Here is a 26687-nt window from a genome sequence, read left to right as displayed (position 1 = left end):
CAAGCGGTTTAGTTAGTCGCAGAAATAAAGAAAACTCTGTTCCGATGACAGGAATTGGCAGCGAACATATGTGCGAGTGCAGGTGTGTTGGAAATGATAAGTGAACCTGAATCAAGTTCGGGATCAGCGGCTGAGTTTCAGAGACTGATGGAGCAAGTACAGGCTGGTTCTCAGCAAGCAGCTTGGGATGTCGTGCAGCGATACAGCCACGATGTGCATCGCATTGTGCGCCGCACACTCAACCGTCGGCTGCGTTCCAAATTCGACTCGCTGGATTTTGTGCAAATCGTGTGGGCTTCGTTTTTCCGCACCCCGCATCGAATCAAGGATGTAGAAACGCCCGAACAACTGGTGGCCTACCTGGCGACCGTTGCCAAGTTCAAGGTGATTTCCGAGGTTCGCCGCCGACTACAGTCCGCTAAATACAACCTCAATCGGGAGGCTGATCGCAGCGACATGCAGCAGACGCTGGGGCAGCTAGCCGCTACTTCTCCCACGCCAAGTTCGGTTGCCATGGCGAAGGAACGCTGGGAGCAACTATTGGCCGGCGAACCAGAACACGTGAAACAGATCGTTGAATTGCGTCTTCAGGGAGTTACGTTTACGTCGATTGCTGCTGAGTTGAACATCCACGAACGGACCGCCCGAAAGGTTGTTCAGCGACTTTTGCAGCAGGCAACGTAAGACTCACGTAGGACATTGAGGTATGGCCACAGCATGAGCACCGCCAGTTTCTATCGATCCCAAGTCGATACGATTGTTGACAAATGGCGGGCTGGCGAAAAACCGGATGCGCTCCATGTCTTTGCCGAGCATCCCGAATTGTTGCAGCACCGATCCCTGGCCATTGACCTCGCGTATGAAGAGTTCTGCTTGCGCGAGGAGCATGGTGAGACCGTCGAGCCGGAGAAGTTCGGCGCTCGTTTTCAAGGGATGAGCCATTCGCTCACACGCGTGCTAACGATTCACCGGATGATGCGAAGCATGTCGCTGGGTTGCGACATCTCGCACGAGACCGATTGGCCAAACCTGGGCGAGCAATGGCTTGATTGGAAGCTGATCGATGAAGTCGGGCGAGGTGCATTTTCGCGAGTTTATCTGGCCGAAGAGCCGTCGCTTGGCCATCGGCCGGTAGTCGTCAAATGCTCACGATTTGGGGCCAGCGAAGCATTCGTACTGGGTAATCGGCGCATCGCAACGTCATGCCGATCCACTCGATTCGTTCGGACGCCGAGCGCGCACTGACTGGCATTTGCATGCCGTATCTCGGACGCGTCACGCTCGGGAATGTTCTAGATCGCTTGGCTGGCACGAAGCCAGATCAGGTATCAGCAGCGCTGCTGGAGGCCTCCGCGGAAAGCAACACGGAGAAGGGCCAACACCGGACACCAACGAAGCCATCTCTCCCTTATTTGTTGGTAGTAGTGCGAACGATCGAAGAAGGCGCCCGCGGACTATCGGCGGCTCACGAACTGGGAGTATTGCACGGCGACATTAAGCCCTCCAACATTCTGCTCGGGTTTGATGGCCATCCTCTGTTACTTGACTTCAATCTTTCGGTGGATGGGCAATCGACAGGTCTCCCCTTAGGCGGAACGCCCCCGTACATGGCCCCAGAGAGACTTGCCCTCCTTGGCATCGAGGGTCTGGCAGACAGGCAACATGCAGATTCGGCCGAGGACTTCCGCAGCGACATATTTTCACTGGGAACAGTTCTGTTCGAGTTGATATATGGCACTCCGCCATTTGAACTTCGTGACGACGACGAGAAGGCTTCGTATCGGCGAAAGTTAACCCTTCGCACGGAAACGCAAGTTGACGTGGCGGGACAACAAGTGCCGCCTCGTCTGCAGGCCATTGTCGAGCGATGCCTACAGAATGATCCGAACTTTCGGTTCAGCACGACTAGTGAATTGGCCGACGAACTTGCTCGATTCTGTCGACAAACCGTCGCCCAGGCCAATCGATCTCGATTTTTGTTTCGTTTCGGAGCTTTGTTCTTGCTGGTTGTAGTTGTTGTTGCCAGCGGATTTGGCGGCTGGAGGTGGTTCAATCCGCCGCTCAATCCTTCTCAGGCGATGTTAGTCGCCGCGATTCAAGACACCCGAGAAGAAGACTTCATCACTGCCGCCAAGCGGTTAGCAGCGTTACGCAGCAGCAACCGTGATACGAGAATCGCCGCTTGGCTCGGATTCTGTAACGAACACTCGAAGCACTTTGAAGGTGCTCGATATTACTACGAGCAAGCGAATCCTGACGAAGATCCAACCGGTGAACTCTATTATCACCTTGGACGTTGCAGCCTTAGACTGGACGCCCCGGCGCGAGCGGTGACTGAATTCAGTAAAGCCATTGATGCCAATCCAAGTTTTGGCGACGCATATCGCTATCGGGCTCTCGCCAAGGTGGGTGTAGCCAGGAAGCAAAAAACGCCTCCACCCAACGATACCTACGATGACGTGGAATCGTCGTTGTCACTGTTGCCTGACGACGGCTATGTGGCGTTCGATGCCGCCCGGAACTACGCCGCTGGCTTATCTCAAGATCCCTCGCTACGCGAACGCACGGCTGAACTTTTGCAGTCTGCGATGCGGCTCGGTAACTCGAAAAAGGACTTGATCGCTGCATTGGTTTTTAGGTCATTCGACCTGGATGCACTTGCTCCGGCCGGACCGGTTCCAGACGAACGCGTTGTTGCCGTCCCGATGGTACGTCCATTACCCGCATCTTATGACTTGGGCCCGTTGGTAGCCGAGCTTCGTTGAACTACTCGCCGAATTCAGCGCTCCCGAATGTCAATTAGTCCCGTTCCAGCGAATTACGTAGTCCCGTTCCAGCGAATTACGATCTCTCTCAATTGCTGACCCGCTTTCTCGGTCAGTTTGCGATTCCTGGCGCGGCGGCTCATGCTCCGCACCAAACAGCCTAACGCTTCTTTCGCGTACTGGGTTTTCATACTTTCGCGCGAGCGCCGCCAGGAGTGACCCATGAATCAATTTCTGTCTGCCCTTGCGCGCTATCTTCGAGGTTGGTCAAGTCGACCGCGTGACCCATTTCGCAGATCTCACTTCGTGCCTGTCGAGGCCAGGCGTGTGTTGGCGAGCGTCTCGTTTGTGGAAGTGGTCGGTCCGATTGAATTCGATGCTGGGAATGTGAGCGTTGAGTTAACAAGCACACCACCACTCCACTACACAGATCCTTCGGGACCAGCCGACCAGAATGGTAACGGTGATGGCAGCGGCTTTGGGTGGGTTCACGCGGCTGGCTCAGGCACCGGCTTTGTCCCGGATAGCGTGCTGGGTTCCGCCGATCAAATGAGCTGGGAAGGAACTTCGTCAGCTTGTGAAAGTGGCTCAGGCTGGAGCTTTTGCGCGGCGTATGGTTCAGGGAGTGGCGACGGAAGTGAAGGAGCGTCGGGCAGCGGCGGCCAATCCAGCGGATCAGGCGGTTCGTCAGGCAGTGGATCAGGAAGTTCAAGTGGTTCAGGTGGATCGTCGGGAAGTGGCTCGGGTGGATCGTCAGGAAGTGGATCAGGAAGTTCAAGCGGCTCCGGTGGCTCGTCAGGAAGTGGATCAGGAAGTTCAAGCGGCTCCGGTGGCTCGTCAGGAAGTGGATCAGGAAGTTCAAGCGGCTCCGGTGGATCGCCGGGCAGTGGATCAGGAAGTTCAAGTGGTTCGGGTGGATCGTCGGGAGGTGGATCAGGAAGTTCAAGTGGTTCGGGTGGATCGTCGGGAAGTGGCAGCGGTTCGGGGAGCGGCTCAGGTAGCACTACTAATACAGCCCCCGTGATCTATGATTTTGGATATAGCCAGGAAGACAATCTGTATACCTTCACGGGATATGTTGCTGACAATGTGAGTCCAAACGGTCTTGAAGTACTCTTCGGTGGAGCGTTGGAGGGGCACCGAACTCTCGTTGCGGAGGACGGGTCTTTTACGTTCACCGTTGAGATGGCGAGCCTTGGCACCGTGAGTTCAATCGTGCAAGACGCAGGCGGACTCTGGTCCAATGAGGAACTGCTGTCGTTCTAGCCTGTTAAATAATTAAACAAGGCCGCACTTGCAACATCAGGCAAGGCGGCCCAGTATTAACGTTGATTGGTTGCTACTCCGAGGCAACTTTCTAAGAACGAGTCGAGTTTCCGCAAATCGCTCGAAATCCCCGCTCCGCTCTCCACGATGTCTTTAAGCCGTTCGTTCATCAGCTCCACACGACTGCGAACTCGGCCAGAAACGGCATTCATCAGTTTCGCGACAGCAACCTCGGCCGCACGGTGGAGTACCTGAACTTTCGCCAGTTCCGGGGAAGTGTGCATCACCTTGAGCGCAAACAGCTCAATCGCCTCTAGTTCTGGGCAGCGAAATAACGAGTTGTTCGAGAGCTGGTATCCGATGGAGGAGCCAGAGGAGTGAATTGGGATGCCCGAGTCCCTGAGAATCTGAATATCTCGAAAGATGGTTCGCCGTGAAACTTGAAAGTGTTCCGCGAGTCGCGAACAGTGCCACCCTTGATTGCCTTGCAAAATCCACAGCAATTGCAGAAGCCGTTTCACTCGACTGCCGGGCTGAACTGAACCTTCGGCAGTTTGCAAGGACGTTCGCATGGATTGTTTCGCGACCATCGACATCAAAATCAACGTAATGACCCGACTGGTGAATCGCAAAGCGTGCGTGAAACCGGCCCGTCCTTACCATTATTTTGTTGGCTGGTGCATTTACTCTGGCTGGATGGTGACATCTGTTGTCACTGACAAATTCCGTAACATCCGATGCACCATTAGGTTGACGAGAATGGTGAGCGGGAATAGCTTTGCCTATTCGAAGAAAAATATAACACTGCAATTCCGTCCACCGGAGCGTAAGAAATGGCAAGGAAGAGTAAGAGCGGAACCAACAAGTCTCAGGAAATCCGCAACTACAAGGGGGCAAACCCGGCAGCATCACCTAAAGAGATTGCTGAGGTTTTGAGCAAGTCAGGTGTCTCAATTTCAGCCTAATTTGTCAGCACGGTTCTCTCTAACGCGAAGAGAAAAGGCGGAATAATTGGCAAGCTTGGCCGCAAGCCTGGACGTCCTGCTGCAACGCCAGCCTCAAACGATATCCAGCAACTCATTCATGCCAAGAAGCTGATCGATCAGCTTGGCGGAATTGATGCCGCCCGAGCGGCAGTGAATGCTTTGGCCCAGACACTCAATTAGCTCCGGCGTTTTCGACGCGATTTTCGTGGTAAGCGTGTCTTGCGGGCCCAATTGCCTCTGTGACACTGCGTGGAATCCAGCAGGCTTAAAGATTTACTTTTTCGTGACCGCCGTTGGGGACCATGCTATCCCGAACGAGTCGAAGTAAGCGGTCGTCAATTGTCTAGTGACCGGTGAAAGCCTCGCGCGGCGTCGTGAAAGGATCAGAGCCAACAGCCTCCAATATAGATTTAATCTACTTCTCACTTTTTTCAAATTCTCGAAGGATCTGGCCAAACAGTCTATGTTTCGATCGGCCCTGCGATAGAGGGGCTTTTGCTGTCGCAGAAGAGACGAAGCTGCGACCGATCGTCTTGACGCCGGTAGTTCATGTACGAAACCGAAATCTGCTGGTGGGCGGCAATCCGGTGCCGTACCATTTCCCATGGCGAGAGGCATGAATTGGGGAGTTAAGGCGAGGCTACTTACAATCCGGACATTTCCGGCGTTCAGGTGAGATCAATGCTGATGACCACCAAGCGGATGCTTCCTAATCGACATCGGCTGGGATTGCTGGCGGTATGGATTTCAGCTGCGATCCTCAATACCACCTTGTCGGCTCAAGAGCCAGCGGTGCGTGAACGAGCGCCTCGAATTGTCTTGGGCAGCGGCTCAGGAATATGCATCCAATCGGGGCCAAAGACTTACCACGGGCTGCTGGTCCGCGAGATGTTGCGACAATCGCTGTTGATGGCGGCGCGAGAAGAGTTGCAGTTGCATGTTCGTGATGTGACGATCGGCGAAGCAACCTCGGCGGAAGTGAATTGGGAACTAGCCTGTAGTCCTGGCAATCCAAACTTATTGGAGTTGCTCCGCGGCAAAGCCCCGTCGCAAGATTCGGTGTGGCAGCATCCGGTGCAGTTGCCACCGGACAATTTACGTTATGAACTCTTACTTGCCGGGCTTGAAAAGTACAGCCGTTCCATATTTCCGAAGGTTTTAAAGGAGGATTGGCCGCCGAGCAAGATCTCGGCAGACAAGCCTACCAGTGCAGCAGCGCCTTCGGTTGCACGATCCGGCCTTGGGTTTACACGCTGCCCTTGTCGCTGTTGATCTCAAGCAGCCTGAAACTCGTGACCGCTTCATCCAACGAGTGAACAGTGATTCGAAGAAGTTTCGAAGTCTCGACGGCGATGCTGCTCCATTTATCAAACTGGCCCAAGACATTCAAAAGGATTTGAAAGCTGGTGGTAAAGGCGAAATCGATCTTGATGCCGCCCGTGAGAATGCCGGGAAGATGAGTAGCTTCAACCGCACGGACTTCGACTATCTACTGGGGCGCTACTATGAGGCGACAGGCAATGTCGCCAAGGCGAAGGACGCCTATATCAACTGTCTTTGCCAGCCGACAATTCGCCACAACAGCCGTACGCTGGCCGGCATCGGCTTGCGGCGACTAGGTGGCGGACCAGCCGACTATCGCGATCACTTTCTAAAGACTCCCTAACCGTGAGGCGGAACGTGAATAGGATTGTCATCAGTTGCATGCTCGGTGCCGTGATGGTTGGGCTAAGGGTTGCAAGCGCGCAAGAAGCCGCACAACCGGCGAATGCCGATTCGGCGGCACTTCAAACCGCCGGTAAACCGTTGGGAACGAAATTTCTCGAGGAATCGATCGACGGCGCGCCTTTAGTCGGATTGGAAGTCGGCATCTTCGGCCCCCAATCACTTAAGCCTGAAGCGGGCATTTATTCGGTGAGACCGATCTGAGGAACGAAAGAAAACCGGGAAGTTGGTCCGCTCTTCGGCCTGAAGGGCGCGCAGACGGTTCGGCTCGAAGCGCCGGCGGGCGAGATTGTCTCAAGCGTGATCGTGCATGTCGAGAATGAGCAGGTAATCGGATTGCGGCTTGTCTATATGCCTCCGGTTAAGGACAGCAAGGAATCAGCGGCCCCAAGGTTGAGCCGTTGGGCCGGTGGGCGATCGCAGCAAGAGTTCACCATGTCTGGCAACGGGAAGCCAATTACTGGGATCGAAGGCTCGGTGCAGAATAAGGTGATGAGCCTCGGCATTTATTTCGGCGAAAAAAGCGCCGCGAAGCTCACTGGTGGAACTACGAAGTCATTCGTTCCGACGGCTGATTACGCCGAAGCACTAAAAGAAGTAGAAAGCTGGAAGGTCGATAGGGTCATCGATGAAGACGCTCCGGGCCGGCCAATCAAGATGCTGCGTATGCAGGGAAGAACGCTCACGCCCAAGAAGCTGGAAGTCATCAGCCGGCTCACCTCCCTCGAAGAAATCTTCTTCGTGCAAACCTTTGGTGCGATCAAACCCGAGCATGTCGCAGTCCTAACCAAGCTTCCCGCACTCACATCGCTGGATGTCGCCCACTCGTACTGGTTCGACGATTCGCACCTGCTCGCACTGCGTGATCTGACGAACTTGGTGAATCTCAATGTGTATGGAACTCGCGTGACTGGTGGCGGCATTTCGCAGATTAAAGGTTGGAACAAACTTGAGCACCTGACCCTCAGCTCACGATTTATCGACGACTCGGCAATCAACACGATCAGCCGCATGCCGTGGCTCCAACATCTTGTGTTGCACGACACAGCTGTGAGCGACGAAGGGTTGCGTCGCCTGGAATCTGTTAAAGCGATAAAGACGCTGCGCGTCCATTCACGGATTCTCACGGACGAAGCGTTTCAAGTTCTCAAGCACCTGCCAGACTTGACCGACGTTGCGGTGAACGGTGGACACCTGACCGATGAAGCGTTTGACTCGACAACGCATCTACAACTCAAGACGCTTTCGATTAGCGCGACGCTGGGGGAAAAAGTATTGCGAGCACTTGCGAAGCAAACGGACGTCACCGAGTTTCGGATGATTAATTACGGACCGGTCGAAGTAGATTTGTCAGCGATGAAAAATTGGAAAAACCTACGCGTCGTCTACCTGCAACACGGGGAACTGGTCGGCGAAGGCTTCCGCAATCTATCCGCTGAGAGCATGAAGGACTTACAATTGCACAGATGCGTTTTAACCGCCGAGAACGCAGAACAGCTTGTAACTCTCACGAATCTTGAAAACCTGGTCATCTTCGGAAGTGAATTATCGGACGAGGCCCTCGCGCATATCGGCAGACTTAAGAATCTAAAGTCGCTGAACATCGTACAATGCGGTGTGACCGACGCGGGGCTTGAACATCTGAAAGATTTACCACAGTTAAAATTTCTTGGCTTGGCAACCAATAACCTGACCGGGTCAGGGCTTCAGCATGTGACCGGTTCGCCCCTTCTTGACAATCTGGACCTGCAGAACAACAAGATCACGGATGCCAGCCTGGATTACGTCGCGAAGTTTACTGGCCTTAAGAAACTGAACCTCGACGTTACTCAGATCAGCGACGCGGGGGTTGCTAAGCTAACAGGTCTGCAGAAATTGGAAGCAATTACCATCGCCCGCAACCGCCTCACCGATGGCTGCTTCGATGATCTCGCGAAGATAACGTCGCTGCAGGACTTAAACGTGGCTGGGGCCTCGCTAACCGATGCGAGCTTGCCCAAACTCAAGCCGCTGACGAAGCTGATTCATCTTGGCCTCACCAACACAGGCTTCACGAACGCAGGTATTCCCCACCTCGACGCCTTTACTGAACTGCGAACCTTGTATGCCGACACAACCAGGATGAACGACAAGGGAACAGTCCGCGCTCGACAAACTCATCCCCATCTCGAAGTTTGGCGTAACGCGATGAACCCGGATCGTTTCTAGTAAGCCCGGCTCGTGCACAAGAAAACTTGTAACTCTGACGATTCATCGGAAGTTGTTCTCAGCGCAAACGCCAACCGAATTTGGTGCCAAGACCGAAGCTCGAAATTGACCAAATGTCGCGCGCCATCAGAAATTTTTTGAGCCGTTCGATTAGCTGCCGATTACCCGTTCGATAAGAGCACCAACCACTTGCTGCAAGACTCAGGCAATACGACGTAACTCTGTACTGCAAAATTCCTTGCAGCAGTCGCTTTGCAGCGAGATTTCCAGGCCCTTGCCCTCCGCTGACGTAAGCCTCGAAAGATTAAGGGCTTACAAAATTACTTCAAAGCCTCGCAACTCACCGGTTGCGAGGCTTTTTTCGTGACTGTTGACGAAAGAGTTGATTTTCCGGCCGCTTCCCACACAGTGTCAGCGGTCGACTCTGCATTTTGGCCGACGTAAAAAGCCATCGTCGTGCTGATTCCCTGTTACCTCATCAACTGCTGCAGCACCGCCGGCATCACGACTTTCGAACACTTCTCGCCGAACGTGCGGCGCAGATTGTGGGCGTTGGCGAGCTTGTGGGATACTGAACGACTCAACTCGCTCGCTCCCCGGTAGGAAACGGTCATGCTCATCAAGCAAATCGTCGCTCCGGAAGTTCTCGATTCACGAGGCAACCCGACCGTTGAAGGGCAAGTCACGTTGGACGATGGCACATTTGGTTCGGCCATTGTGCCTTTGCTCCCGACTTGAAGTCAAACGTCGAAGCGGTCGAAGTCATCTTGGAGGCGATCACCAAGGCGGGTCACAAGCCAGGCGACGACATCTCCATCTGCCTTGACCCAGCGACGAGCGAAATGTGGGACGACGGCAAGTATCTGTTCTTCAAATCCGACAAGACGAAGAAGACTTCCGACGAAATGGTTGCGCTATGGTCTTCGTGGGTCACAGCCAGTACGGCCAGTGAGCCTCAGGTGGGACACATTTTTGTTGCGAATGCTGAAGTACAGCAGCGCGCGGGGCTGCACATTGCGTGCGACATCGCACGTAGGTATGTGCGAAAGGATGTGAAACGGTCGTTTAATTCGTTTTACCGCTTTCGACTTACATGCCACGATTTGCACATTATTCTGCAGGGAAACATCATTTGCACGCATCCTAGTGCTGACCTCACGAAGTGGCATTGTTTTTGCGAATGTTCGAGGCAAGTTAGCTTTGGCAATGTGGGTTCGTCGCTCGCGAATGATTCGCAGGAGGTTTGTATGAAGACCAAAATTTTGTTCCCGGTGGATTTCTCTGCTGGTTCCGAACACGCTCTGAAGCTGGCGGAGTCTCTAGCGAGAGACCATGGCGCGGAACTGGTACTTCTTCACGTTGAAGAGCCACCCATGGCTTACGGCGGTGGGGAATTCTATTACGGTTTGGAGCAACCTCACCGTGAGCACTTGCAAGCATTGCTCGATGAAATCAAGGTGAACAACTCCAACATTGTGGTACAGCGGCACTTGCTTGTCGGCCTGCCTGCGGCGGCCATTGTAAACTTTGCACTCAAGCACGACATCGACTACATCGTGATGCCGACGCATGGTCGTACCGGCTTGTATCGACTTCTGATGGGTAGTGTCGCGGAGGAAGTCGTTCGCAAGGCACCCTGCCCAGTTATCACGGTGAAATGTCATTCGGTGAAATTGCCGAAAGCAGCATTTATCAAGGAGCCTGCTCATGTCTGACCACGAAGAATGCCGTACGTACTTGAATCATGTGCAACTGCAGCATCAACACATGCAGCAACTGCTGGAGAGGCTTCGATCGCTCGTCGTGGGTGCCAAGGGTTGCTCGTTCGCATTTGACGATGCCAAGCTTCTTCTTAGCGACCTCGGCGATCACTTGGCTAGGCATATTGCTGAGGAAGAGGGTGGAGGCTGCATTGATGAAGCCGTTTGTCGCTGCCCCAGGTTATCTCTGCAAGCACGGGACCTGAAGGCGCAGCAGCCTCGACTCGTTGCGGCCATCGAGCGAATTGTTGCGAAGTTTGAAGGACGGAATCGCCTAGGGACTTGCTCGTTCATGGTCGAACAAGAGATCCAGCAACTAGCCTCGGACCTGCGTCTATACGAGGAAAGCGAGCGTGAGTTGTTGGCCGAGGCCTTCGGCGTCGATGAAGGATGTTCCACCCATATGGATACCGTTCCGCACTATCCGAAGTGACCTCGGATTGCGCCCTAAGTGTCCAACTTGAGTGCCCATTCTTGGACACACATTGCTCGCAATCCCGAGAGTTGCGCTAAGTGGTGTCCAACAATGACCACGATTGTTGGACACCCCCTTTTGCGGTTTGCAGACTAGGGGAATGTGCCAGACGACGCATCGGCCAGGTCATACTTCTCGAGCAGTCGATACAACTTGCGGCGACTGATCCCCAAAGCCCGTGCCGCCTTGGCTTTGTTAAACGCTTCGCGCTGCAGCACCGAAAGCACCTTCGCGCGTTGAAACGAGTTCAGATCATCCGGCGCTTGGGCGGGCGTTGCTAATCGATGCACGACAGTAGCCGGATCGGACGATTGTCCCTGCAGCACCTCTTTGGGCAAGTCCTTCTTACGAATTACATCGTCATCCGCCAAAATTTTGGCTCGTTCGAGCACGTTGAGCAATTGGCGGACGTTGCCGGGCCAATTGTACCCGTTCAGAAGTTGCAGGGCCTCGTCTTCCACGTGCCAATCGTCGCCGAGAAAATGATCGACGAGCAAATCGATATCGCCGGGGCGTTCGCGCAGCGGCGGCAGTTCGAGAGACATGACATTGATGCGATAGTACAAATCCTCGCGAAAGCGACCAGCCTTGATCTCATTTCTCAGGTCGCGATTGGTGGCGGCCAGCAAACGCACATTCACTTTGCGCTCTTGGATGGAACCAACGCGGCGGAGGGCACCGTTCTCGAGAACGCGCAATAATTTGGCCTGCAGTGCACCCGGCATTTCGCCAATTTCGTCGATGAACAAAGTTCCTCCGTCGGCCGCTTCAAACAAGCCTTGCTTGGCAGCAATTGCGCCAGTGAAGGATCCTTTTTCGTGTCCGAAGAGTTCACTCTCGAGTAGTGTCTCAGGCAGGGCAGCACAATTAACGGCCACCAACGGCCGATCGGCGCGCGAACTCGAGCGATGGAGCGCTTCGGCAACCAGTTCCTTACCGGTACCACTTTCGCCTTGAATCAGAATGGCACGGTCACTGGGACCAGCCCGCTCGATGAGACGAAATATTTCCTTCATCGATGGCGATTCGCCGATAATGTGTTTGCCGTACCGGCTGCGGGCGAGCAGCGTGCGGAGTTGTTCGTTTTCTTTTCGCAGCGCGCGGCGTTCTGCTGCTTTTTGGATTTGCGCTTCCAATTCGTTCAGGCCAAAGGGCTTTTGCAGATAGTTGAACGCGCCCAACTGCATGGCCTGAACGGCCGACTCGATCGTTCCTTGCCCGGTCAGCACAATGACTTCGGTTTCGGGAAACTGCGATTTGTACTTTTCCAGCAATTCGAGCCCCGACATTCCCGGCATTTGCATATCGAAGATGGCCACATCAAACTGCCGACGTTGTGCCAAATCGAGTGCCTCCGCAGCATTGGCTGCACCGTCTACGTTCATGCCGCTCCGCTTCAACTTCTGCAGCAGCAGTGGGCGAAAGTCTTCGTCGTCATCAACTACTAGAACATCAACAACAGATGGTTTCATGACTGATCATTGCTTGGGCTGGCAGGTGGGAGCTGAATCCGGTGATATGCGATCACCAGTGGATCGAGACTGCAGCTCGTTAAAACGTTCCATCGCTAGGTCGATTGCGGGCTGCAGATCGGCAAACGTGATCGGCTTGACCAGGTATCCCAGGGCGTGATCGTTGGCGGCACGCGCGAGGAGAACAGGGTCATGATACGCCGAGATAAGTATCACTGGCACCGGCCGCTCGCGATTAATCAGCGTCGAAGCTTCGATGCCGTCGAGTTCCGGCATCTTGATATCGGTGATGACCAGATCAGGCACAACGCGACGACAATCCTCGACGAGTTGCAAACCGGTCTTGGCGCTGGAAACTACCTCGTGGCCACAACGAGGCAGCATGCGGGCCAGGAAGTCGCGCATATCGGCTTCGTCGTCGGCGATCGCAATTCGCAAGCGAATCGTCATACCATGCCTCGGGGAATGGTAATTTCGATGCAAGCGCCGCCTGGCGACGACGCGGAGATCTCACCTGCATGGGCCTGAATCAAACGTTTAGCGATAGCAAGTCCCAGGCCGGTCCCTTTTGTCTTTGTGGTAAAGAATGGTTCGAACAATCGCACGGCCTGTTCCGCAGAGAGTCCAGGACCATGATCGAGGATCGACACCGTCAGTTCCTTCGCTTCGTTGACCTTGCACTTCAATTCAATCACGCCAGCGTCGGGCGATACTTCCACGGCGTTCTCAAAGATATTGCGAAAAACCTGCGAGAACTTGTTCGGATCGATTCGACAATTGGATTTGCTTTCGACGAACTCGACGAGCTTAAGCCGTTTTCCGAGATGCACTTGAGTAACCTGGTGCCACGCCTCACGCCACACGTCGCACAATTCCACGGCTTGTAGTTGCAGATTGATCGGAGCGGCCCACTGCCGAACCTCTTCATACAGTTGCCGCAGTTGCTGCTGGGCTTTCTGGGCTCGTGCCACCAAATCCAGCGCAACGGGGCGGTCTTCGACTTCAAGCGCCAGCATCTCGAGGCACGCAGAGCCGCGCTGCAGCGCGTTACGACTTTCGTGAGCCAGCGCCGTCATTGTTTCTCCAATCGCCGCTAATCGCTCCGCCTGCAATGCGCGTTGCTCGGAGCGCTTGCGATCCGTCACATCGCGAATGGAGATGAGATTCAATCCTGGCGAGAAATCATAAGTCACCTGATGCTCCACCTGAACTTCGTTGCCGTTGTGACACTTCAGTCGACTTTCGCCGCGGAGATTAGCGGGTTTGCAGAGTGATCCCTGCATTGCTGGATCGAATGCGCTGCAGGTAAGCGGCGATTGCAAGTCCTGGTCCAGCAGTTGTTCGCGTGAGGTGCCCAGGATTGAGCATGCGGCCGGATTCGCGTCAACGATGTGGCCTTGACGATCGAAAATGACGAGACCGTCCAACGCGTTTTCGAATAGGGCGCCCAATTGCCGCTCGGACTGCTGATGCTCCAATTCCCGCCGCAGACTCGCGCGCAGAGCACCGGCGTTCACGGGCTTGATGATGTAGTCTGCCGCACCCATTCGTAGTGCCGACACAGCAGCTGCAACATCCGCGTAACCGGTGATGATGATCACGCTCGCCTGGGGAGCTTTCTGCTTGATCTGCGGCAGCACGTCTTCGGGGGTGCCGTCTGGAAGTTTACGATCCAGCAGGATCAGAGAAACGGTATCCCACCCCGGCAAGGCAAAAAGCTGGCTGATGCAAGAGGCGTCTTCGATCTCGTAGCCATCCAGTTCGAGAATATCGCGCAGGTTGTTGCGAGTATCCTCGTCATCGTCAACCACGAAAACTCGCGCGGTGGTAAGCTTGGCTCCTGGCTGAAACCGCTTCATGATTTGTCACCGAATGGATGCAGGTTGGCTGTAACCATTTCCAGCAGGACAGGGACGTCGAACGGTTTGTAGGCCACCGCAGCAGCCCCTTCCCTGAGTGCTTGTTGCACGCGAATCTCCTGGTCGTTCGCGCAACCCGTAATGACAATGGTGCGAGCTTGCGGATTGGTGGCTCTAACCACCTTCAAGACACTGGAGCCTTCGCCGCTCGGCAATTTCATATCGAGCAGAACCACCTGAAAACTGCAATTCTGCAGCGTTAGGCTCGCCGCATCGATATCGTGCGCCAGGTGAATGCGGTAGCCAACTCTGTGAAAGATGTCCCAGAGATTGTCACACAGATCATGATCGTCATCGACAACAAGCAGCAGTGGACTATTCATGGCGGACTCCACTAGTCCGATTAGCTTCGCAATACTAACAGGCTTCGAGATCACATGCCGCGCACCTGCAGCGATCGCGGTTTTCGCGGTGTCGCTGCTGGCATAAGCAGTTACGATCAACGCGACGGTCCCTGCCGAGATCTGCTTGATTCGTCGATAAAGCTCCAGGCCATCCATGCCGGGCATGCGTAAATCGAGCAGCACAATGTCGTAAGGCGGCTGAGTTGTCACGAGTTCAAGCGCGGCAACGCCATGGTTGGCGGTGTCGACATGGAAGCCCAACTCGCCAAAAATGTCCGCCAAATTGGCGCAGGTGTCTGCTTCGTCATCAACAATCAGCAGCCGTGAGTTCTTAGTGTTCATGACAGTTCACCCATTGGTCACCGAGCGGCTGGCAAACGGACGTAGAAGCTGCAACCGGCATTCGGTTCGGTGGCGACGGTGAGCGTGCCTTGATGCCGATCGACAATATCGCGTGAGATCGATAACCCTAGCCCGATCCCTTTCGCCTTAGTGGAATAGAGCGGCTCAAAGATATGCTGGACGTGTTCCGGCGGAATTCCTTTACCGGTATCCTGAAATCGGATCGTCGCCATTTCACTTTCGACGGCAATATAGAATCGAAGGGTTCCTCCTTGAGGCATGGCATCGCGGGCGTTGCGAATTAAGTTCCCAAACACGATGCCCAGTTGCGAGCGATCTCCCAGCATCTTGAGTCCCGAGCTAGCAATATGCCACTCCTGTTGGATATTGGTTGGCAAGCAAACCAGGTCGAGCACATCTCGCAAACAGGCCTCGATTTCGACAGGCTGCAATTCTGGAGTTGGCAGGCGAGCGAAGTCGTTCAGGGCAGTAATTACACTGTCCGCGAGTCCGACTTGTCGCTCGATTCGCTCGAGGTGAACACGCTTCTTCTCCTCGGAAGGATCCCGGGCGTTCAGTAAAAAGTAAACAGAAGTCTTCACCACGTTAAGCGGATTGCGCAGTTCGTGAGCGATTCCGCCCGCTACTTTCCCAATGGTGGCGAGTCGTTCCGCGGTGGCTTGCCTGCGCTGATACTCCGTCTGATAGGCATCTTCGATAATCGCCAAGTCCAGGTCCAGGAGGGAATTCAGCGATCCACGGCAGGCCAATAGCTCGGCTGGAGTTCGCTCCCAGCGATCTTCCAGGGTCCGTAGCAGGCCGTGTCGGAGCCGCGAAAGAGCGACATTGGTATAAACCTGGCTGAGCCCGATATCGACGTGACGGTGCCCCACTCGCCAGCGCCGTTCGACGTACTCTCGGTCGTATTTGCCGGAGAAAAGCTCCTCCAGCCAGCGGTGCAAGCTTCGCTTGAGGCGAGAAATCTGTTCTGCACCACCAGTGATGACTTTACTGGCGTCGGGATGATGCTCAATCTCCGCATAAAAGTCATCGATCAGTAGTCCGAAGGCGCTGGCAAGGAGCGGCCCTACCGATTGGACACGCTCGGAATCGACGTCTGTCCAGCCAACATACCTTTGCAACTCTTGATAGCGAAGAAAGGCGGTCATTCTGATTGTGCGGCAAAAGGAAAGTAACTCGGACAGACACACCGCAACATCGCAGACCGCACCAGCGAGCAGCGACGACGCAGCGACGTAGCTTGGCAACCGGTGTGCCGAGTGCCAAATAATGCTATCTGAGCCGCATTGGTTCGACGAGATGGCGCATCGAGTAAGCAAATCAACCCGAACCGCGCGCTTGCGACTCCAAAAGCGTGCGAATTCGCGCGCCTGTGATTCGAGATCGAGAAAGACAGTGTCCCTTCGGTTTGTGCAAACAGATCAACCGAAATGTGTGCAAGTTTCGTTCGCATCGAGCCCGCAGGCGTCGTGAGTACACGGATCGAGACTTCGATTTCAGCTGAAAATGGCAAATTTTACCCTCAGCTGTCACCGTTGCACGGATTTCGGTCAGGCAACGGTTCTCTTAGAGCTGAAGCACGCTCTTGGTGTTTTCTGCGTTTGGCTCGGGAAATGCATTTACGCGCTCGCCGACAGCGATTTTCCTCTCCATCACCGAGGTCAACTTATGAAGAGCACGATCGGACGAATGATTTACTTCGTAGTTGGTTTTGTTTCAATCTGTGCGGCCTATGGATTGACGCTTGCTCAGACGCCAGCTTCCGACAAGGAAGCAACAAAGCCCAGTGCAACTACTGAAATGCACCAAGGTGAACCGGTCAGCTTCTGGATGAAGAAGAAGCTCGATTTCTCCAGGCACATCCTCGAGGGAATTGCCTCGGGAGACTGCGACAAGATTGCTCAGAGCGCGCAGACCATGCGAAGCCTAGGCAAAATCGAGGCGTTTATGCGTGGCCGAAATCCAGGTTATCGCGGCCAGTTGCAGGCCTTCGACATGTCGCTCGACGAAATCATTCGCCAAGCCAACAAAGATAACATCGAAGGGGTCACTCTGGGTTTCAATCAACTCACGGTGAGTTGCGTGCAATGCCATAAGCAAATGCGCGAGTCGAAGTAACACGAAAGTACAACCAGCGAATTCCTCTCGATATTGACACGCATTTTTTGAAGCGAGCGAGTGAACGTAGATGTTATTGGGAAGTAGTAGGATTGCGACCTGCGTTGCGGTGGCGACGATGCTCATGTCCGGCTGTGGTGCACCAGTCGAGTTAAAATACACGTCGCGCGTTGATCTGCAGCAGCTTCCTGCGAAGCATCAACAGCAGATTCAAGCCAGTCTGGAAGACTACTTTGGCACGGCTCGCTTTCCGAAGTTTCTCGCGGTCGCGCCTGCTGAGGAACAGCCTGCGGATGCTCCGCAGCCGAAGCTAATCGAGCGCGAAGATCGGGGACACCTGCAACACGGTCAGGCCGTTTATCTCAATCAGTGTGCCGGTTGTCACGGCGTGACCGGCGACGGCCAAGGTCCCGCGGCGAAGTACCTCGATCCTCCCCCGCGCGACTATCGCTTAGGTAAGTTCAAATTCACAAGCACTCCGCGTGGTGTAAAGCCTCGGCGAACTGATCTGCAGCGTGTCCTTCGTCGTGGAGCGAAAGGGACGAGCATGCCTTCGTTCCCATGGATGACGGAGGACGATCTTGAAGCCGTGATTGACTACGTCATGCTGCTCAGTTCACGCGGCGAACTTGAATATCGGCTGGGACAGGTCGCGCAGGCTGATCTCACCGAAGAAGACGATGTCGTTCCAGCCATCGTCGCCGAACAGGCTCAGGGAATTGCCCTATCTTGGGACGAAGCAGAGCAACAGATCGTACGCCCGCTGACACGAGAAATAACTCCCAGCGAGGAGACAATTGCCGCTGGCGCGAAGGCCTTTGTGCAACTCAACTGCTACAAGTGCCACGGACATGATGGGCGCGGCATCAAGACGGGAAACATCGGCAAAGATGATTGGGGCCGCGTTGCGCGTGCAGCGGACCTCACCACGGGCACGCTCCACGGTGGCGGTCGTCCGATCGATATCTATCGCCGAATCTACTCTGGTATCAATGGCACTCCGATGCCCGCCTTCGCTCAGCCCGATGCGAACAAAGGCGAAACCGAGACCCAACGCAGCGATACCATCTGGCACCTTTCGCACTTCGTGAACAGTGTGGCGAATGGTCAGCCCTTGCCCATGGATGTGATCGACGCGGAGATTCGCGAGCAGTTGAAGGCTCAACCAGTGGAGCCCGCCGCGGCCCCCAGCGAATAGCAGTTTCACCTTCGCTCGAAGTGTCCTTTCAGAGCCATCCCTTCCGTAACAACGACTCGCCATGACCGAACAGAATCTTCAGACCATCTTGCAAGAGCTAACCGAGTTACGCGGCCGCGTTGCTCAGTTAGAAGCCGAAGCCGTGGAAAACGAAACACCGGCATCGCGCGAGTGGTCCCGCGGCTTCTACTTAACCTACTACGCAACCGCCGGCTTCTTTCTGGGAATGATCGCGGCGCTCGTCAGCCTGGCCTTCAACGTGGTTGGCTCGGTTCTCTTCGGCGCGCCGGATCAGCATCCGCTGCAACTCATTAAAATTTATCTCACGTTTGGGCTAGGCGAACGAGCACTCGAGCCGCTGCCTGACGGCTTGATTCTCATTTTCGGTTGCTGTCTGTACATCGCCACTGGGATGTTTCTCGGCATCCCCTTTCAAATCATCCTTACCCGCTTTGCGAATGGGGGTGGGCTGGCCAAGCGACTCGCAATTGCCACGGTTTTGTCGCTGGCGATCTGGCTCATCAACTTCTATCTGATTCTCTCCTGGTTGCAGCCAGCCCTGTTCGGCGGCAACTGGATCGTGAACCCGGAACATCTGCCGATTTGGGTCGCAGTGCTCACCCACCTGGTCTTTGGCTGGACGATGGCGCTGGTGTATCCGCTCGGCAAATTTGAACCATATCAAGCTCGGACGAAGTGAACATGACTGCACTGGCTGCACCGACTGAATCAGCGCCCCGGCACGAAGAACTTGTCGATGACAGACTGATCATGTGGTACTACTACATGGCGCTGTCATTCCTGACGATCTCGATGCTCGCTGGCATCCTGATGGCGTTCCAGTTGATCAAGGCGAATCCGCTTAGCGGCATCGAGCTCTTTTCGCCCGGTCGCTGGCGCATGCTCCACACGAATGCCATCGCCTATGGCTTTTTGGCGAACGCGTTCCTGGGGACGATTCACTGGGCCATTCCGCGACTTACCTTTCACCCGGTCGCCAGCCGCAAACTGTCGTACTTCATCTTCTTTGCCTGGCAATTCGTCGTCTTGAGCACGGCGGCGGGCATCATCCTGGGCCCAACGTTTCAAGATCAACCTTGGGTCATGTACCTTGCCAAGACGTATCACCTGCCGATGGGTCTCGGCGCCCAAGGTTTGGAATGGGGCGAAACTCCCTTCTGGATCGATCCTCTTTCGCTCGTCGGTCTGCTGCTCGTTGCGTACAACTTCATGATGCCGATTGCCCGCACCAAGGGGCCCATGTATGTCAGCTTGTGGTACTTCATGGCGATGTTTGTCTGGACACCACTCACCGTGGCGATGGGCAATCTCCTGCCCGAGTACACAGTCGCAGGAACAAGCGCCGGCGCGATTGGCGGGCTATTCATTCACGATCTCGTCGGGCTGTTCGTGACGCCGTTGGGTTGGGGCCTGATGTACTACTTCGTCCCGATCATGCTGAAGAAGCCGATCTGGAGCCACGGTCTGTCGCTGGTGGGTTTCTGGGGGCTCGCCTTCTTCTATCCGTTGCAAGGCATTCACCATTTCCTCTACACGCCGATTCCGATGTTCTTGCAGTATGGAGCAGTGATCTCGACGATTGCGGTCGAACTGGTTGTGGCGACGGTCGTGATCAACTTCTTCGGCACCTTGTGGGGCCGAGGTCGTGCCTTCATCGACAACCTGCCGATTCGCTACTTCTATACCGGCATGGTGTTTTACTTCATCACCTGCTTTCAATGCGCGTTGCAAGTCACGCTGACCTTTCAGAAGTTGATTCACTTCACCGACTGGGTCGTGGGGCATGCTCACCTGGTGATGTTTGGCGTGTTTACGCTCTGGCTCTTCGGCATCATGACTTACCTGATTCCGCTCCTGCTCAAGCGCGAGTGGTACAGCCGCACATTGATCGAATGGCACTACTGGCTCTCGGCCGTGGGGCTCTTCATCATGTTTTTGGACCTTACGTTGGCTGGCGTGTTCCAAGGTTATTACTGGGCCTCGATGCAACCTTGGGAAGTGTCGACCAACGGCTCGCAGCCCTTCTGGATCGTGCGTGCCTTTGCGGGCTTCATGATGTTCGGCGGGCTGCTCTGTTTTCTCTACAACCTGACCATGACTGTTCGCGGCGAAGTCACGCAACCGACCAGCAGCGACAGCACTTCCGTCGTCGTGCTCGGTAGCTGAGCTTCCGAAGCAATCCAGTTCCCGGATCAATGCACTCCTTGGGTGGACTCTAGTCGATGTTCGAAAGCAAAACAGGCATTCTGTTCATTGCGGGAATTGGCTTCTTTGTCTTCGCGTTCGTCAGCAACGGTGCCTTGCCGATGATGATGTACAAAGACCTGCCCGAAAAGACCGCCGAACAAGTAGTCAACCCGCGACTCGTTCGTCAGTTTCGCAATCTGCAGGATCGCTATCCGGAAGCGTTCCTTAAGGCGTTCGGCGAACTGCCGGAACCCAAAGAGATCCCCGCCGATGCCACCGCTGATGTGCGCGCAGCACTGATAGCCGACAACGCCAAGCTCGAAGAACAAGTGGTCCTCACTTCCGCCGAAGCGCTCCGTTTAGGTCGTCAGGTTTATGTGGGCGAAGGTTGCTGGCATTGCCATAGTCAGTTTGTGCGTCCTGTATCCAATGAGTCGCTCCGCTTCGGACCCGTTGCCAAGACCGAAGAGTATCAAAACGAACTGCAGCGGCCCGTGATGTTTGGCACTCGCCGCGTCGGCCCCGACCTGAGCCGCGAAGGTGGCCGGCGCAGTAACGACTGGCACGCAGTCCACTTTTTCAAGCCCTCCTTAGTCTCGACCGATTCGCCGATGCCGGACTATCCGTGGCTGTTCGAAGGCGCACCGGATCAGCCGAATCGGCGCGGCCTGGCGCTCATCGCCTATGTGCAATGGCTTGGCTCTTGGCTCGATAGCTATCCCTACTATGAAGAAATCGATCATCTGCGGAGTTCCGAATGAACGCGAAATCAACCTCACAACCAGAGGCCAGCGAGTGGCAGTTTCGCGTGACGATTCTGCTCGCGGTCCTGATCCTCATTCCCAGCGGCTACGGCTTCATTGGCAAGTTCATCGAGTTGATCAACGTCGCCCGCGGTGAGTCCGGCGGCGCGTTTGCCGTCGCACCCATCATGAATTATTTGCTCGCCAGCCTGGGCTTTTTTTGCCTGCTGCTGTGGGCAGCCGGTCGCGGTATGTTCCGCGATATCGAAAAGCCCAAACAGCAAATGCTCGACCGCGAAGCCTTGCTCGACCAACAAAAGTAACTCCCCGAACCAAGTGAACCATGACGCAGCCTGACCCCACAACTCCCGAGAGCGATCAACGATTTCACGATTACGTGGGAAACGCCATTCCCTGGTACGTGCGCGTAATCTGGATCGGCTTTTGGATCTTCGCGATTGTTTACACCATTCGATATGTATTTCCTTCCTTGCGAGTAGAACTGTTCCAAAGGTTTTGAGCGCTCCCTTCATGGCATCTATCGCGGGCCAAGTTGCCAACGATCGCGCACAGTGCGATTTTTGCGAACTGCCCATCACGCACGGCGCGGCCACCGATGAAGCAGGACATCAATACTGCTGTTACGGTTGTCGGTTTGCTGCTTCGATCGCTGCCAGCAGCGGTGACGAAGCGCAATCTCGCTGGACGATGACCAAGCTGGGGTTGTCCGTCTTCTTCTCGATGAACGTGATGGTTTGCACGCTGCTGTTGTGGTCCGAGACATCGGCCACAAATGAACTCGCCTCGGCCTGGTATGGCCTGTTTCGCTCGGCCTCGCTGCTGTTCTCGTTGCCCGTGCTGTTGCTGCTCGGTCCCCCGATTGTGAAAGACGCGCGGCGCGAACTCCTGGCGGGACGTAGTTCGATGAGCGTGCTGCTGATCGTGGGAGTCGCCGCCGCGATGGGCTACTCTGTTTACTCGGTGATGTTCGGCGGGCATATCTACTGCGAAGTTGCCTGCGCGATTCTGCTCGGCGTCACACTCGGCAAATGGCTCGAAGCCAACGGCAAGCTGCAAACGACCGCTGCCCTGCGTGCGATGTCGCAACTGTTGCCCGATACGGTGCGCAAGTGGATGAACAACGTCGAGACTATTGTGCCGGCCAGCGATCTGCAGCCCGGCGAATGGTTTCGTGTCTTGCCCGGCGAGCGAATCGTCGCCGATGGAATCGTTCAACAAGGGGAAGCCCTTGTCGACGAGCAGGCAGTCACTGGTGAGAGCGCTCCCGCGCACAAGTTCGGCGAAGCACTCGTCTACAGCGGCACGCTGGTGCTGGATGGTCCGCTGGTCATCGCAGCCACGTCAGCTGCGGGCGAAGGAACGATCGCCAAGATGATCGCAGCCGTCAAACAAGGTACGGCCTCCCGCTCGCACTATGAGCGCCTTGCCGAACGCATCAGCCGCTGGTTTCTTCCGGTTGTGCTGATGTTGGCCCTGGGTACGTTGGCGATTCATGTCAGCCGCGGCCAATTCGAACAGGGCCTGCTCGCGGCTGTGGCTGTGCTGGTCATTGCCTGCCCCTGCAGCTTGGGTCTGGCCACTCCCATGGCCTTGTGGGCTGCGATTGCTCGTGCCGCGCAGGCAGGAATTCTGATCCGCAGCGGAGATGCGCTCACGCAGTTCGCAGCAGTGAAGACGATCTGCTTCGACAAGACCGGCACGCTCACGACGGGCCAGCCTCAACTCACCGCTTACAACCTCGCTCCCGGCGTCTCGCTCTCTCAGGTCTCCGCTCATGTGAACGATCTGGTCATCGACTCGACCCATCCTTTGGCGCAATCTCTGGCTGACTGGTGTCGAGAGGAGCACTCTCATCAAGCAAGTTTCAGTGGTGTCACCAACTCCCGGCACTTGCCAGGACGAGGTGTTGTTGGTTACTCGCCCGAGTTGGGTACCGATGTCCTTCTCGGCAATCGCCGCTGGCTTGAAGCGTGCCACCAAGATTGCCGCGAACTGAGTTTGCCCGCTGACGATGCAACTGCGGAAACGCTCGTGGCCTGGGGTGGCCGGGTGCGAGCACAGTTCTTGTTCTCCGAGCAGTTGCGCTCCGGCGTCAAGAACACGCTGCAACAACTGGCCGCCGAACAGCTGAATCTGTTGATGCTCACTGGCGATCGTGACTCGCGCGCCAGGCATCTGGCGACCAGCCTGGGCCTGAGCTACCGAGCGGAACTGCTGCCGGAAGCAAAGCTGCTGGCCATCAAGTCGCTCTCTCATAGCAACGGCCCCGTGGCGATGGTTGGCGACGGCATCAATGACGCCCCCGCCTTGGCGACTGCCGATGTCGGCATTTCGCTGGCCGGCGGAACCGATATCGCCCGCCACTCCGCTCCGATTTGTCTGTTGCGTAACGATTTGAGTTCCCTCCTGTTTCTACGTCGTTTGGCTATTACTACGCGCCACGCACTCCGTTGGAATCTCGTCTGGGCACTGGGCTACAACGTCATCGGCCTCGGACTTGCCGCCGCCGGTTGGCTCCATCCGGTCATCGCCGCAATTGCGATGGGCCTGAGCGGCCTGTTTGTGGTCACAAACTCATTGGCACTCGCGCGGTTCGAAGCACCACGACCTGTCGAGGATGAAGAACATCCTCCTCTATCGATCGCCACGGAGGTGTCCCCGTGATCGAATTGCCGCTGGTCTTCGTGGCCGGAGTGCTCGGAACTGCTCATTGCCTGGGAATGTGTGGTCCCCTGGCGATTGGGATTAGCACCGGCGCCAAGAGCTGGTCCGTGGCCTTCGTCCGACAGTTGCTCTACTCCGTGGGGCGACTTCTGAGTTACTCTTTCCTCGGACTGATGGCCGGTTTCAGCGGCGAATGGACCGCACGTCACACGGCCTCGCTGATCAACGTCCCGGCCATGTTCGCGATCATCGCGGGAGTCGTCTTCATCGTTAAAGGGCTGCAAGAGACGGGCCTCGCAACGAAGCTCCGACAACTGCTTCAACGCCTGTTCGGCATGAAACAATTGACTCCCGTAAATCTCCATCACAGCGGCAGTTGCGGTTTGCTCTTCGCGCCGTTCTTTCGCGGGCAAGGTCATACCGGTGCCTTGATCGCGGGTGTCTGCACCGGCTTTCTTCCCTGTGGCTTGCTCTACGGCATGCTCACCTTGGCGGCTAGCACGCACCAGGTACTGCTGGGGGGCGCGACCATGCTCGTGTTTGGTCTTGGCACCATGCCGCTGCTGGTGTTGGCAGGAACCACCGGCCAACTGCTGAGTCTGGGCTCGCGCCGTTGGTTGTTCGGCTTTGCCGCCTGGTGCCTCGTCCTCACGGGCGTCGTGTCGCTGGCTCGTGGTCTCTCGTATGTTTCGTGGGGCGATCGTCCGACGGCCGGTTGCCCGCTCTGCACCGCCGAATCGAACTCCACGAAATAGCTTTGTCCCCAGCCTGTGATCACCATGCACTTGTCGCGTTCCCAAATCAACTTCCTGCTCGACGCTTTACTGCTCGTCAACTTCACCCTGTTGATGGCGACCGCCGTCATCGTCCGGTTTGTCTTTCCCCCCGGTCCCGACGCCGCAGGCTGGTATTTGTGGGGCTACAACTACCAGCAGTGGAGCACGTTTCAGTTCGGCGTTATCGCCACGCTCGCGCTCGGCATACTCGTGCACCTGATGCTCCACTGGAGCTGGGTCTGCGGCATCCTGGTCACCCAATTCACGCGCAACAAGCGCGCGAAGATGGATGAAGGGACGCAAACCATCGTCGGAGTCGGCTTGCTGATCGTGCTGCTGAATGTCGTCGGCGGAGCCATCGCGATCGCCGCTCTCACCATTCGATCTAGCAATTGATCAAAGCCGTTAGTCAACCGTCGACTTCATTCTGGACGATCTTACGTTGACAGAAATCGCGCCAGTCCCTACTTAACTCGCCACGAATGTTCAATCCGCAATCGGTGGACGCTGGCACCCTTAAAAGCTCATGCACCGAGCCTTTCTCTTTGTCGTGTGCGTCGTCTGCCTGCCTTGTGTCGGCGGCTGTGTCATTCCCTACGTCTACCCCAAACTTGACTACACGCAGGCTTTGCAACTCGACGCCCCAGTGGGAGAGGTTCGCGTCTTTCGGGTTGATAGCGTGCAGTCCAAGCTTGATTTTTCGAGGTCTGAGAGGGAAACTCTTGCCGAGATTCCGGTGTCCGAGACTGGCCAGGTGGCAACACAAATTAAGCCATCTCTGCCCGTCGGGGTTTATCTTTTCATGGGGGCATTGAACTACGACTACCGGTCGAGCGCTTCACTGGCCCTGCGCGCATACCGTCCGGGCTTCGAACTTGTAGAAATCGACTCGCTGGAACAAGTCGATCATATTGCTTGGACCCCGGCCTATGATTTGGAAGCCCAAGAGAGGGCTTTGGATTCTTTGTTGCCCCTAGCGATGCACGGCGATGCTGAGCCGCAAGTGACGCTGGAAGTGGGTTCAAGTTCCCCTGCTCACCGCGCGGCGATCCTCTTCGGCGCTGCTGAATACTTGCGCATAGCCACGATCGCCGACTCGCCCGACGCGCAAACTCGGCTCCATGAAAAGGCCCGCAAGCTCCGAGAGTGGGCCAAGGAATAGCGCTTCGGGCTGGCATAGCGCCGGCGCTTCGGGCCTAATGGAGTCAAACAGGGCAAAACTAATTCGAACCTTCGACCTCTCCGCACGCATGCTACTTCTCCTCTCCATTTATGTGACCACTGGGCTCTTCATGTCGCTGCTGGCGGTGCCGCTGATGCGCGGCTGGGTCAACCCGAATCCGCTGTATGGTTTTCGGGTGAAGGCGACGCTGGACGATCCGATCATCTGGTACGCGGCGAATTGTTTTGCCGGCTGGCGACTGTTCTATGCCGGGCTGGTGATTGCCGCGGCGGCGGTCCTCTTCTATTTGCTCCCCAATCAGCAGCTGGAGCGCTTTGCCTTCAGCTGCCTGGCGGCGACGATCATCGCGCTCGTCTGGGCGGTGTTCAGCAGCTTTGCCTACCTGCGAAAACTGACCGCGCGGCGCTGAGACAAGCTGGCGGGAGAAGTCCGCCGCTTTTGACTATGCTATGGTTGATTGGTTGCGCGCTTCCCTCTCTAACGATGATGCGGA

Annotated in this window: 29 protein-coding genes and 3 pseudogenes; 24 read left to right on the top strand and 8 right to left on the bottom strand. The window is 55.8% G+C overall.

Annotation, left to right across the window (positions count from 1 at the left end; translation table 11 throughout):
* The first annotated feature begins 93 nt into the window (after window positions 1-93).
* The 4 genes and pseudogenes from ETAA8_RS06270 to ETAA8_RS35205 all read left to right on the top strand — a co-directional run bounded on the left by ETAA8_RS06270 (window position 94) and on the right by ETAA8_RS35205 (window position 2765).
* Window positions 94-684, top strand: a complete 591-nt coding sequence (locus tag ETAA8_RS06270; protein ID WP_145086458.1) for an RNA polymerase sigma factor — start codon at window positions 94-96, stop codon at window positions 682-684.
* Between the two features lie 33 nt (window positions 685-717).
* The gene (locus ETAA8_RS06265; RefSeq protein WP_145086455.1) at window positions 718-1245 is read left to right on the top strand and encodes a hypothetical protein; all 528 of its coding nucleotides are present in this window, start codon (window positions 718-720) and stop codon (window positions 1243-1245) included.
* A pseudogene (locus ETAA8_RS35835) lies at window positions 1203-1904 on the top strand (protein kinase domain-containing protein); the annotation flags it as partial. The gene ETAA8_RS06265 and the pseudogene ETAA8_RS35835, both read left to right, overlap by 43 nt.
* A 9-nt stretch (window positions 1905-1913) precedes the next feature.
* A complete protein-coding gene (locus tag ETAA8_RS35205; RefSeq protein WP_238397692.1) occupies window positions 1914-2765 on the top strand; it encodes a tetratricopeptide repeat protein in 852 nt (283 codons plus the stop codon).
* 545 nt (window positions 2766-3310) lie between these two features.
* Here ETAA8_RS35205 and ETAA8_RS06255 read toward each other — a convergent pair.
* Entirely contained in the window at window positions 3311-3769 is a 459-nt protein-coding gene (locus ETAA8_RS06255; RefSeq protein ID WP_145086447.1) for a hypothetical protein, read from the bottom strand.
* Between the two features lie 318 nt (window positions 3770-4087).
* On the bottom strand, window positions 4088-4603 hold the full coding sequence (locus ETAA8_RS35830) for a helix-turn-helix transcriptional regulator (protein WP_202921605.1): 516 nt from the start codon (window positions 4601-4603) through the stop codon (window positions 4088-4090).
* A gap of 1095 nt (window positions 4604-5698) precedes the next feature.
* Between ETAA8_RS35830 and ETAA8_RS06245 the strand changes: the two genes are divergently transcribed.
* The 4 genes from ETAA8_RS06245 to ETAA8_RS06230 all read left to right on the top strand — a co-directional run bounded on the left by ETAA8_RS06245 (window position 5699) and on the right by ETAA8_RS06230 (window position 8950).
* On the top strand, window positions 5699-6289 hold the full coding sequence (locus tag ETAA8_RS06245; protein ID WP_145086441.1) for a hypothetical protein: 591 nt from the start codon (window positions 5699-5701) through the stop codon (window positions 6287-6289).
* Entirely contained in the window at window positions 6258-6683 is a 426-nt protein-coding gene (locus ETAA8_RS06240; RefSeq protein WP_145086438.1) for a hypothetical protein, read from the top strand. The genes ETAA8_RS06245 and ETAA8_RS06240 overlap by 32 nt, the downstream gene beginning before the upstream one ends.
* A gap of 38 nt (window positions 6684-6721) precedes the next feature.
* Window positions 6722-6946, top strand: a complete 225-nt coding sequence (locus tag ETAA8_RS06235) for a hypothetical protein (RefSeq protein ID WP_145086434.1) — start codon at window positions 6722-6724, stop codon at window positions 6944-6946.
* A 231-nt stretch (window positions 6947-7177) separates the two neighbouring features.
* The gene (locus ETAA8_RS06230; protein ID WP_202921604.1) at window positions 7178-8950 is read left to right on the top strand and encodes a leucine-rich repeat domain-containing protein; all 1773 of its coding nucleotides are present in this window, start codon (window positions 7178-7180) and stop codon (window positions 8948-8950) included.
* A 470-nt stretch (window positions 8951-9420) separates the two neighbouring features.
* On the opposite strand, the gene ETAA8_RS34415 is transcribed toward ETAA8_RS06230, so the two are convergent.
* Window positions 9421-9570 (bottom strand): hypothetical protein, encoded by a 150-nt coding sequence (locus ETAA8_RS34415; protein ID WP_202921603.1) that lies wholly within the window; start codon window positions 9568-9570, stop codon window positions 9421-9423.
* On the opposite strand from ETAA8_RS34415, the pseudogene ETAA8_RS35540 reads away from it, so the two are divergent.
* From ETAA8_RS35540 to ETAA8_RS06215, 4 genes and pseudogenes are all read left to right on the top strand, one after another.
* Window positions 9563-9673: pseudogene (locus ETAA8_RS35540) on the top strand (hypothetical protein); the annotation flags it as partial. The gene ETAA8_RS34415 and the pseudogene ETAA8_RS35540 overlap by 8 nt on opposite strands.
* An 11-nt stretch (window positions 9674-9684) precedes the next feature.
* A pseudogene (locus ETAA8_RS35825) lies at window positions 9685-9816 on the top strand (hypothetical protein); the annotation flags it as partial.
* 381 nt (window positions 9817-10197) lie between these two features.
* Window positions 10198-10665: a universal stress protein gene (locus ETAA8_RS35195; RefSeq protein ID WP_238397691.1), complete on the top strand. Its 468-nt coding sequence runs from the start codon at window positions 10198-10200 to the stop codon at window positions 10663-10665.
* Window positions 10658-11143, top strand: coding sequence for a hypothetical protein (locus ETAA8_RS06215; protein WP_145086423.1), 486 nt, complete (start codon window positions 10658-10660; stop codon window positions 11141-11143). The genes ETAA8_RS35195 and ETAA8_RS06215 overlap by 8 nt, the downstream gene beginning before the upstream one ends.
* A gap of 134 nt (window positions 11144-11277) precedes the next feature.
* Here the strand turns inward: ETAA8_RS06215 and ETAA8_RS06210 are convergent, their stop codons facing one another.
* Genes ETAA8_RS06210 through ETAA8_RS06190 form a run of 5 tightly spaced genes read right to left on the bottom strand, consistent with a single transcriptional unit; the run spans window position 11278 to window position 16431 of the window.
* Window positions 11278-12657, bottom strand: a complete 1380-nt coding sequence (locus ETAA8_RS06210; protein WP_145086420.1) for a sigma-54-dependent transcriptional regulator — start codon at window positions 12655-12657, stop codon at window positions 11278-11280.
* 6 nt (window positions 12658-12663) lie between these two features.
* Window positions 12664-13107: an ANTAR domain-containing response regulator gene (locus tag ETAA8_RS06205; protein WP_145086417.1), complete on the bottom strand. Its 444-nt coding sequence runs from the start codon at window positions 13105-13107 to the stop codon at window positions 12664-12666.
* Complete coding sequence (locus tag ETAA8_RS06200) at window positions 13104-14516, bottom strand: hybrid sensor histidine kinase/response regulator (RefSeq protein ID WP_145086414.1); 1413 nt, start codon at window positions 14514-14516, stop codon at window positions 13104-13106. The genes ETAA8_RS06205 and ETAA8_RS06200 overlap by 4 nt, the downstream gene beginning before the upstream one ends.
* The gene (locus ETAA8_RS06195; protein WP_145086410.1) at window positions 14513-15262 is read right to left on the bottom strand and encodes a response regulator; all 750 of its coding nucleotides are present in this window, start codon (window positions 15260-15262) and stop codon (window positions 14513-14515) included. The genes ETAA8_RS06200 and ETAA8_RS06195 overlap by 4 nt, the downstream gene beginning before the upstream one ends.
* A 17-nt stretch (window positions 15263-15279) precedes the next feature.
* Window positions 15280-16431 (bottom strand): sensor histidine kinase, encoded by a 1152-nt coding sequence (locus tag ETAA8_RS06190; RefSeq protein ID WP_145086407.1) that lies wholly within the window; start codon window positions 16429-16431, stop codon window positions 15280-15282.
* Between the two features lie 520 nt (window positions 16432-16951).
* On the opposite strand from ETAA8_RS06190, the gene ETAA8_RS06185 reads away from it, so the two are divergent.
* The 12 genes from ETAA8_RS06185 to ETAA8_RS34405 all read left to right on the top strand — a co-directional run bounded on the left by ETAA8_RS06185 (window position 16952) and on the right by ETAA8_RS34405 (window position 26603).
* Window positions 16952-17401, top strand: coding sequence for a hypothetical protein (locus tag ETAA8_RS06185; protein WP_238397690.1), 450 nt, complete (start codon window positions 16952-16954; stop codon window positions 17399-17401).
* Between the two features lie 124 nt (window positions 17402-17525).
* On the top strand, window positions 17526-18599 hold the full coding sequence (locus ETAA8_RS06180) for a cytochrome c (protein ID WP_202921602.1): 1074 nt from the start codon (window positions 17526-17528) through the stop codon (window positions 18597-18599).
* A 61-nt stretch (window positions 18600-18660) separates the two neighbouring features.
* Window positions 18661-19299 (top strand): hypothetical protein, encoded by a 639-nt coding sequence (locus ETAA8_RS06175; protein ID WP_145086401.1) that lies wholly within the window; start codon window positions 18661-18663, stop codon window positions 19297-19299.
* A gap of 2 nt (window positions 19300-19301) precedes the next feature.
* The gene (locus tag ETAA8_RS06170) at window positions 19302-20786 is read left to right on the top strand and encodes a cbb3-type cytochrome c oxidase subunit I (protein ID WP_145086398.1); all 1485 of its coding nucleotides are present in this window, start codon (window positions 19302-19304) and stop codon (window positions 20784-20786) included.
* A gap of 56 nt (window positions 20787-20842) precedes the next feature.
* Complete coding sequence (locus ETAA8_RS06165; RefSeq protein ID WP_145086395.1) at window positions 20843-21568, top strand: cbb3-type cytochrome c oxidase subunit II; 726 nt, start codon at window positions 20843-20845, stop codon at window positions 21566-21568.
* Window positions 21565-21873 carry a hypothetical protein gene (locus tag ETAA8_RS06160; RefSeq protein ID WP_145086392.1) on the top strand — a complete coding sequence of 103 codons (309 nt, stop codon included), beginning with the start codon at window positions 21565-21567 and terminating at the stop codon, window positions 21871-21873. The genes ETAA8_RS06165 and ETAA8_RS06160 overlap by 4 nt, the downstream gene beginning before the upstream one ends.
* A gap of 20 nt (window positions 21874-21893) precedes the next feature.
* On the top strand, window positions 21894-22070 hold the full coding sequence (locus tag ETAA8_RS34410; RefSeq protein ID WP_202921601.1) for a hypothetical protein: 177 nt from the start codon (window positions 21894-21896) through the stop codon (window positions 22068-22070).
* 11 nt (window positions 22071-22081) lie between these two features.
* The gene (locus ETAA8_RS06155; RefSeq protein ID WP_145086389.1) at window positions 22082-24235 is read left to right on the top strand and encodes a heavy metal translocating P-type ATPase; all 2154 of its coding nucleotides are present in this window, start codon (window positions 22082-22084) and stop codon (window positions 24233-24235) included.
* Window positions 24232-24990 (top strand): sulfite exporter TauE/SafE family protein, encoded by a 759-nt coding sequence (locus ETAA8_RS06150; RefSeq protein ID WP_145086386.1) that lies wholly within the window; start codon window positions 24232-24234, stop codon window positions 24988-24990. The genes ETAA8_RS06155 and ETAA8_RS06150 overlap by 4 nt, the downstream gene beginning before the upstream one ends.
* A gap of 24 nt (window positions 24991-25014) precedes the next feature.
* Window positions 25015-25407 (top strand): DUF4405 domain-containing protein, encoded by a 393-nt coding sequence (locus tag ETAA8_RS06145; protein WP_145086383.1) that lies wholly within the window; start codon window positions 25015-25017, stop codon window positions 25405-25407.
* 130 nt (window positions 25408-25537) lie between these two features.
* The gene (locus ETAA8_RS06140) at window positions 25538-26173 is read left to right on the top strand and encodes a hypothetical protein (protein ID WP_145086380.1); all 636 of its coding nucleotides are present in this window, start codon (window positions 25538-25540) and stop codon (window positions 26171-26173) included.
* Window positions 26174-26303: 130 nt separating this feature from the next.
* Complete coding sequence (locus ETAA8_RS34405) at window positions 26304-26603, top strand: SdpI family protein (protein WP_202921600.1); 300 nt, start codon at window positions 26304-26306, stop codon at window positions 26601-26603.
* The last annotated feature ends 84 nt before the right edge of the window (window positions 26604-26687 follow it).

The organism is Anatilimnocola aggregata (genome assembly GCF_007747655.1).
In the GTDB taxonomy this organism is placed as follows: Bacteria; Planctomycetota; Planctomycetia; order Pirellulales; family Pirellulaceae; genus Anatilimnocola; species Anatilimnocola aggregata.
This window is presented reverse-complemented; position numbering and strand designations above follow the sequence as displayed.

Coding starts and splice junctions, on each gene's coding strand:
- ETAA8_RS06270 (WP_145086458.1), top strand. CDS start 94: ATGATAAGTGAACCTGAATCAAGTTCGGGATCAGCGGCTGAGTTTCAG.
- ETAA8_RS06265 (WP_145086455.1), top strand. CDS start 718: ATGAGCACCGCCAGTTTCTATCGATCCCAAGTCGATACGATTGTTGAC.
- ETAA8_RS35830 (WP_202921605.1), bottom strand. CDS start 4,603: ATGCGAACGTCCTTGCAAACTGCCGAAGGTTCAGTTCAGCCCGGCAGT.
- ETAA8_RS06245 (WP_145086441.1), top strand. CDS start 5,699: ATGCTGATGACCACCAAGCGGATGCTTCCTAATCGACATCGGCTGGGA.
- ETAA8_RS06235 (WP_145086434.1), top strand. CDS start 6,722: ATGCTCGGTGCCGTGATGGTTGGGCTAAGGGTTGCAAGCGCGCAAGAA.
- ETAA8_RS06230 (WP_202921604.1), top strand. CDS start 7,178: ATGTCTGGCAACGGGAAGCCAATTACTGGGATCGAAGGCTCGGTGCAG.
- ETAA8_RS34415 (WP_202921603.1), bottom strand. CDS start 9,570: ATGAGCATGACCGTTTCCTACCGGGGAGCGAGCGAGTTGAGTCGTTCA.
- ETAA8_RS35195 (WP_238397691.1), top strand. CDS start 10,198: ATGAAGACCAAAATTTTGTTCCCGGTGGATTTCTCTGCTGGTTCCGAA.
- ETAA8_RS06215 (WP_145086423.1), top strand. CDS start 10,658: ATGTCTGACCACGAAGAATGCCGTACGTACTTGAATCATGTGCAACTG.
- ETAA8_RS06210 (WP_145086420.1), bottom strand. CDS start 12,657: ATGAAACCATCTGTTGTTGATGTTCTAGTAGTTGATGACGACGAAGAC.
- ETAA8_RS06205 (WP_145086417.1), bottom strand. CDS start 13,107: ATGACGATTCGCTTGCGAATTGCGATCGCCGACGACGAAGCCGATATG.
- ETAA8_RS06200 (WP_145086414.1), bottom strand. CDS start 14,516: ATGAAGCGGTTTCAGCCAGGAGCCAAGCTTACCACCGCGCGAGTTTTC.
- ETAA8_RS06195 (WP_145086410.1), bottom strand. CDS start 15,262: ATGAACACTAAGAACTCACGGCTGCTGATTGTTGATGACGAAGCAGAC.
- ETAA8_RS06190 (WP_145086407.1), bottom strand. CDS start 16,431: ATGACCGCCTTTCTTCGCTATCAAGAGTTGCAAAGGTATGTTGGCTGG.
- ETAA8_RS06185 (WP_238397690.1), top strand. CDS start 16,952: ATGAAGAGCACGATCGGACGAATGATTTACTTCGTAGTTGGTTTTGTT.
- ETAA8_RS06180 (WP_202921602.1), top strand. CDS start 17,526: ATGTCCGGCTGTGGTGCACCAGTCGAGTTAAAATACACGTCGCGCGTT.
- ETAA8_RS06175 (WP_145086401.1), top strand. CDS start 18,661: ATGACCGAACAGAATCTTCAGACCATCTTGCAAGAGCTAACCGAGTTA.
- ETAA8_RS06170 (WP_145086398.1), top strand. CDS start 19,302: ATGACTGCACTGGCTGCACCGACTGAATCAGCGCCCCGGCACGAAGAA.
- ETAA8_RS06165 (WP_145086395.1), top strand. CDS start 20,843: ATGTTCGAAAGCAAAACAGGCATTCTGTTCATTGCGGGAATTGGCTTC.
- ETAA8_RS06160 (WP_145086392.1), top strand. CDS start 21,565: ATGAACGCGAAATCAACCTCACAACCAGAGGCCAGCGAGTGGCAGTTT.
- ETAA8_RS34410 (WP_202921601.1), top strand. CDS start 21,894: ATGACGCAGCCTGACCCCACAACTCCCGAGAGCGATCAACGATTTCAC.
- ETAA8_RS06155 (WP_145086389.1), top strand. CDS start 22,082: ATGGCATCTATCGCGGGCCAAGTTGCCAACGATCGCGCACAGTGCGAT.
- ETAA8_RS06145 (WP_145086383.1), top strand. CDS start 25,015: ATGCACTTGTCGCGTTCCCAAATCAACTTCCTGCTCGACGCTTTACTG.
- ETAA8_RS06140 (WP_145086380.1), top strand. CDS start 25,538: ATGCACCGAGCCTTTCTCTTTGTCGTGTGCGTCGTCTGCCTGCCTTGT.
- ETAA8_RS34405 (WP_202921600.1), top strand. CDS start 26,304: ATGTCGCTGCTGGCGGTGCCGCTGATGCGCGGCTGGGTCAACCCGAAT.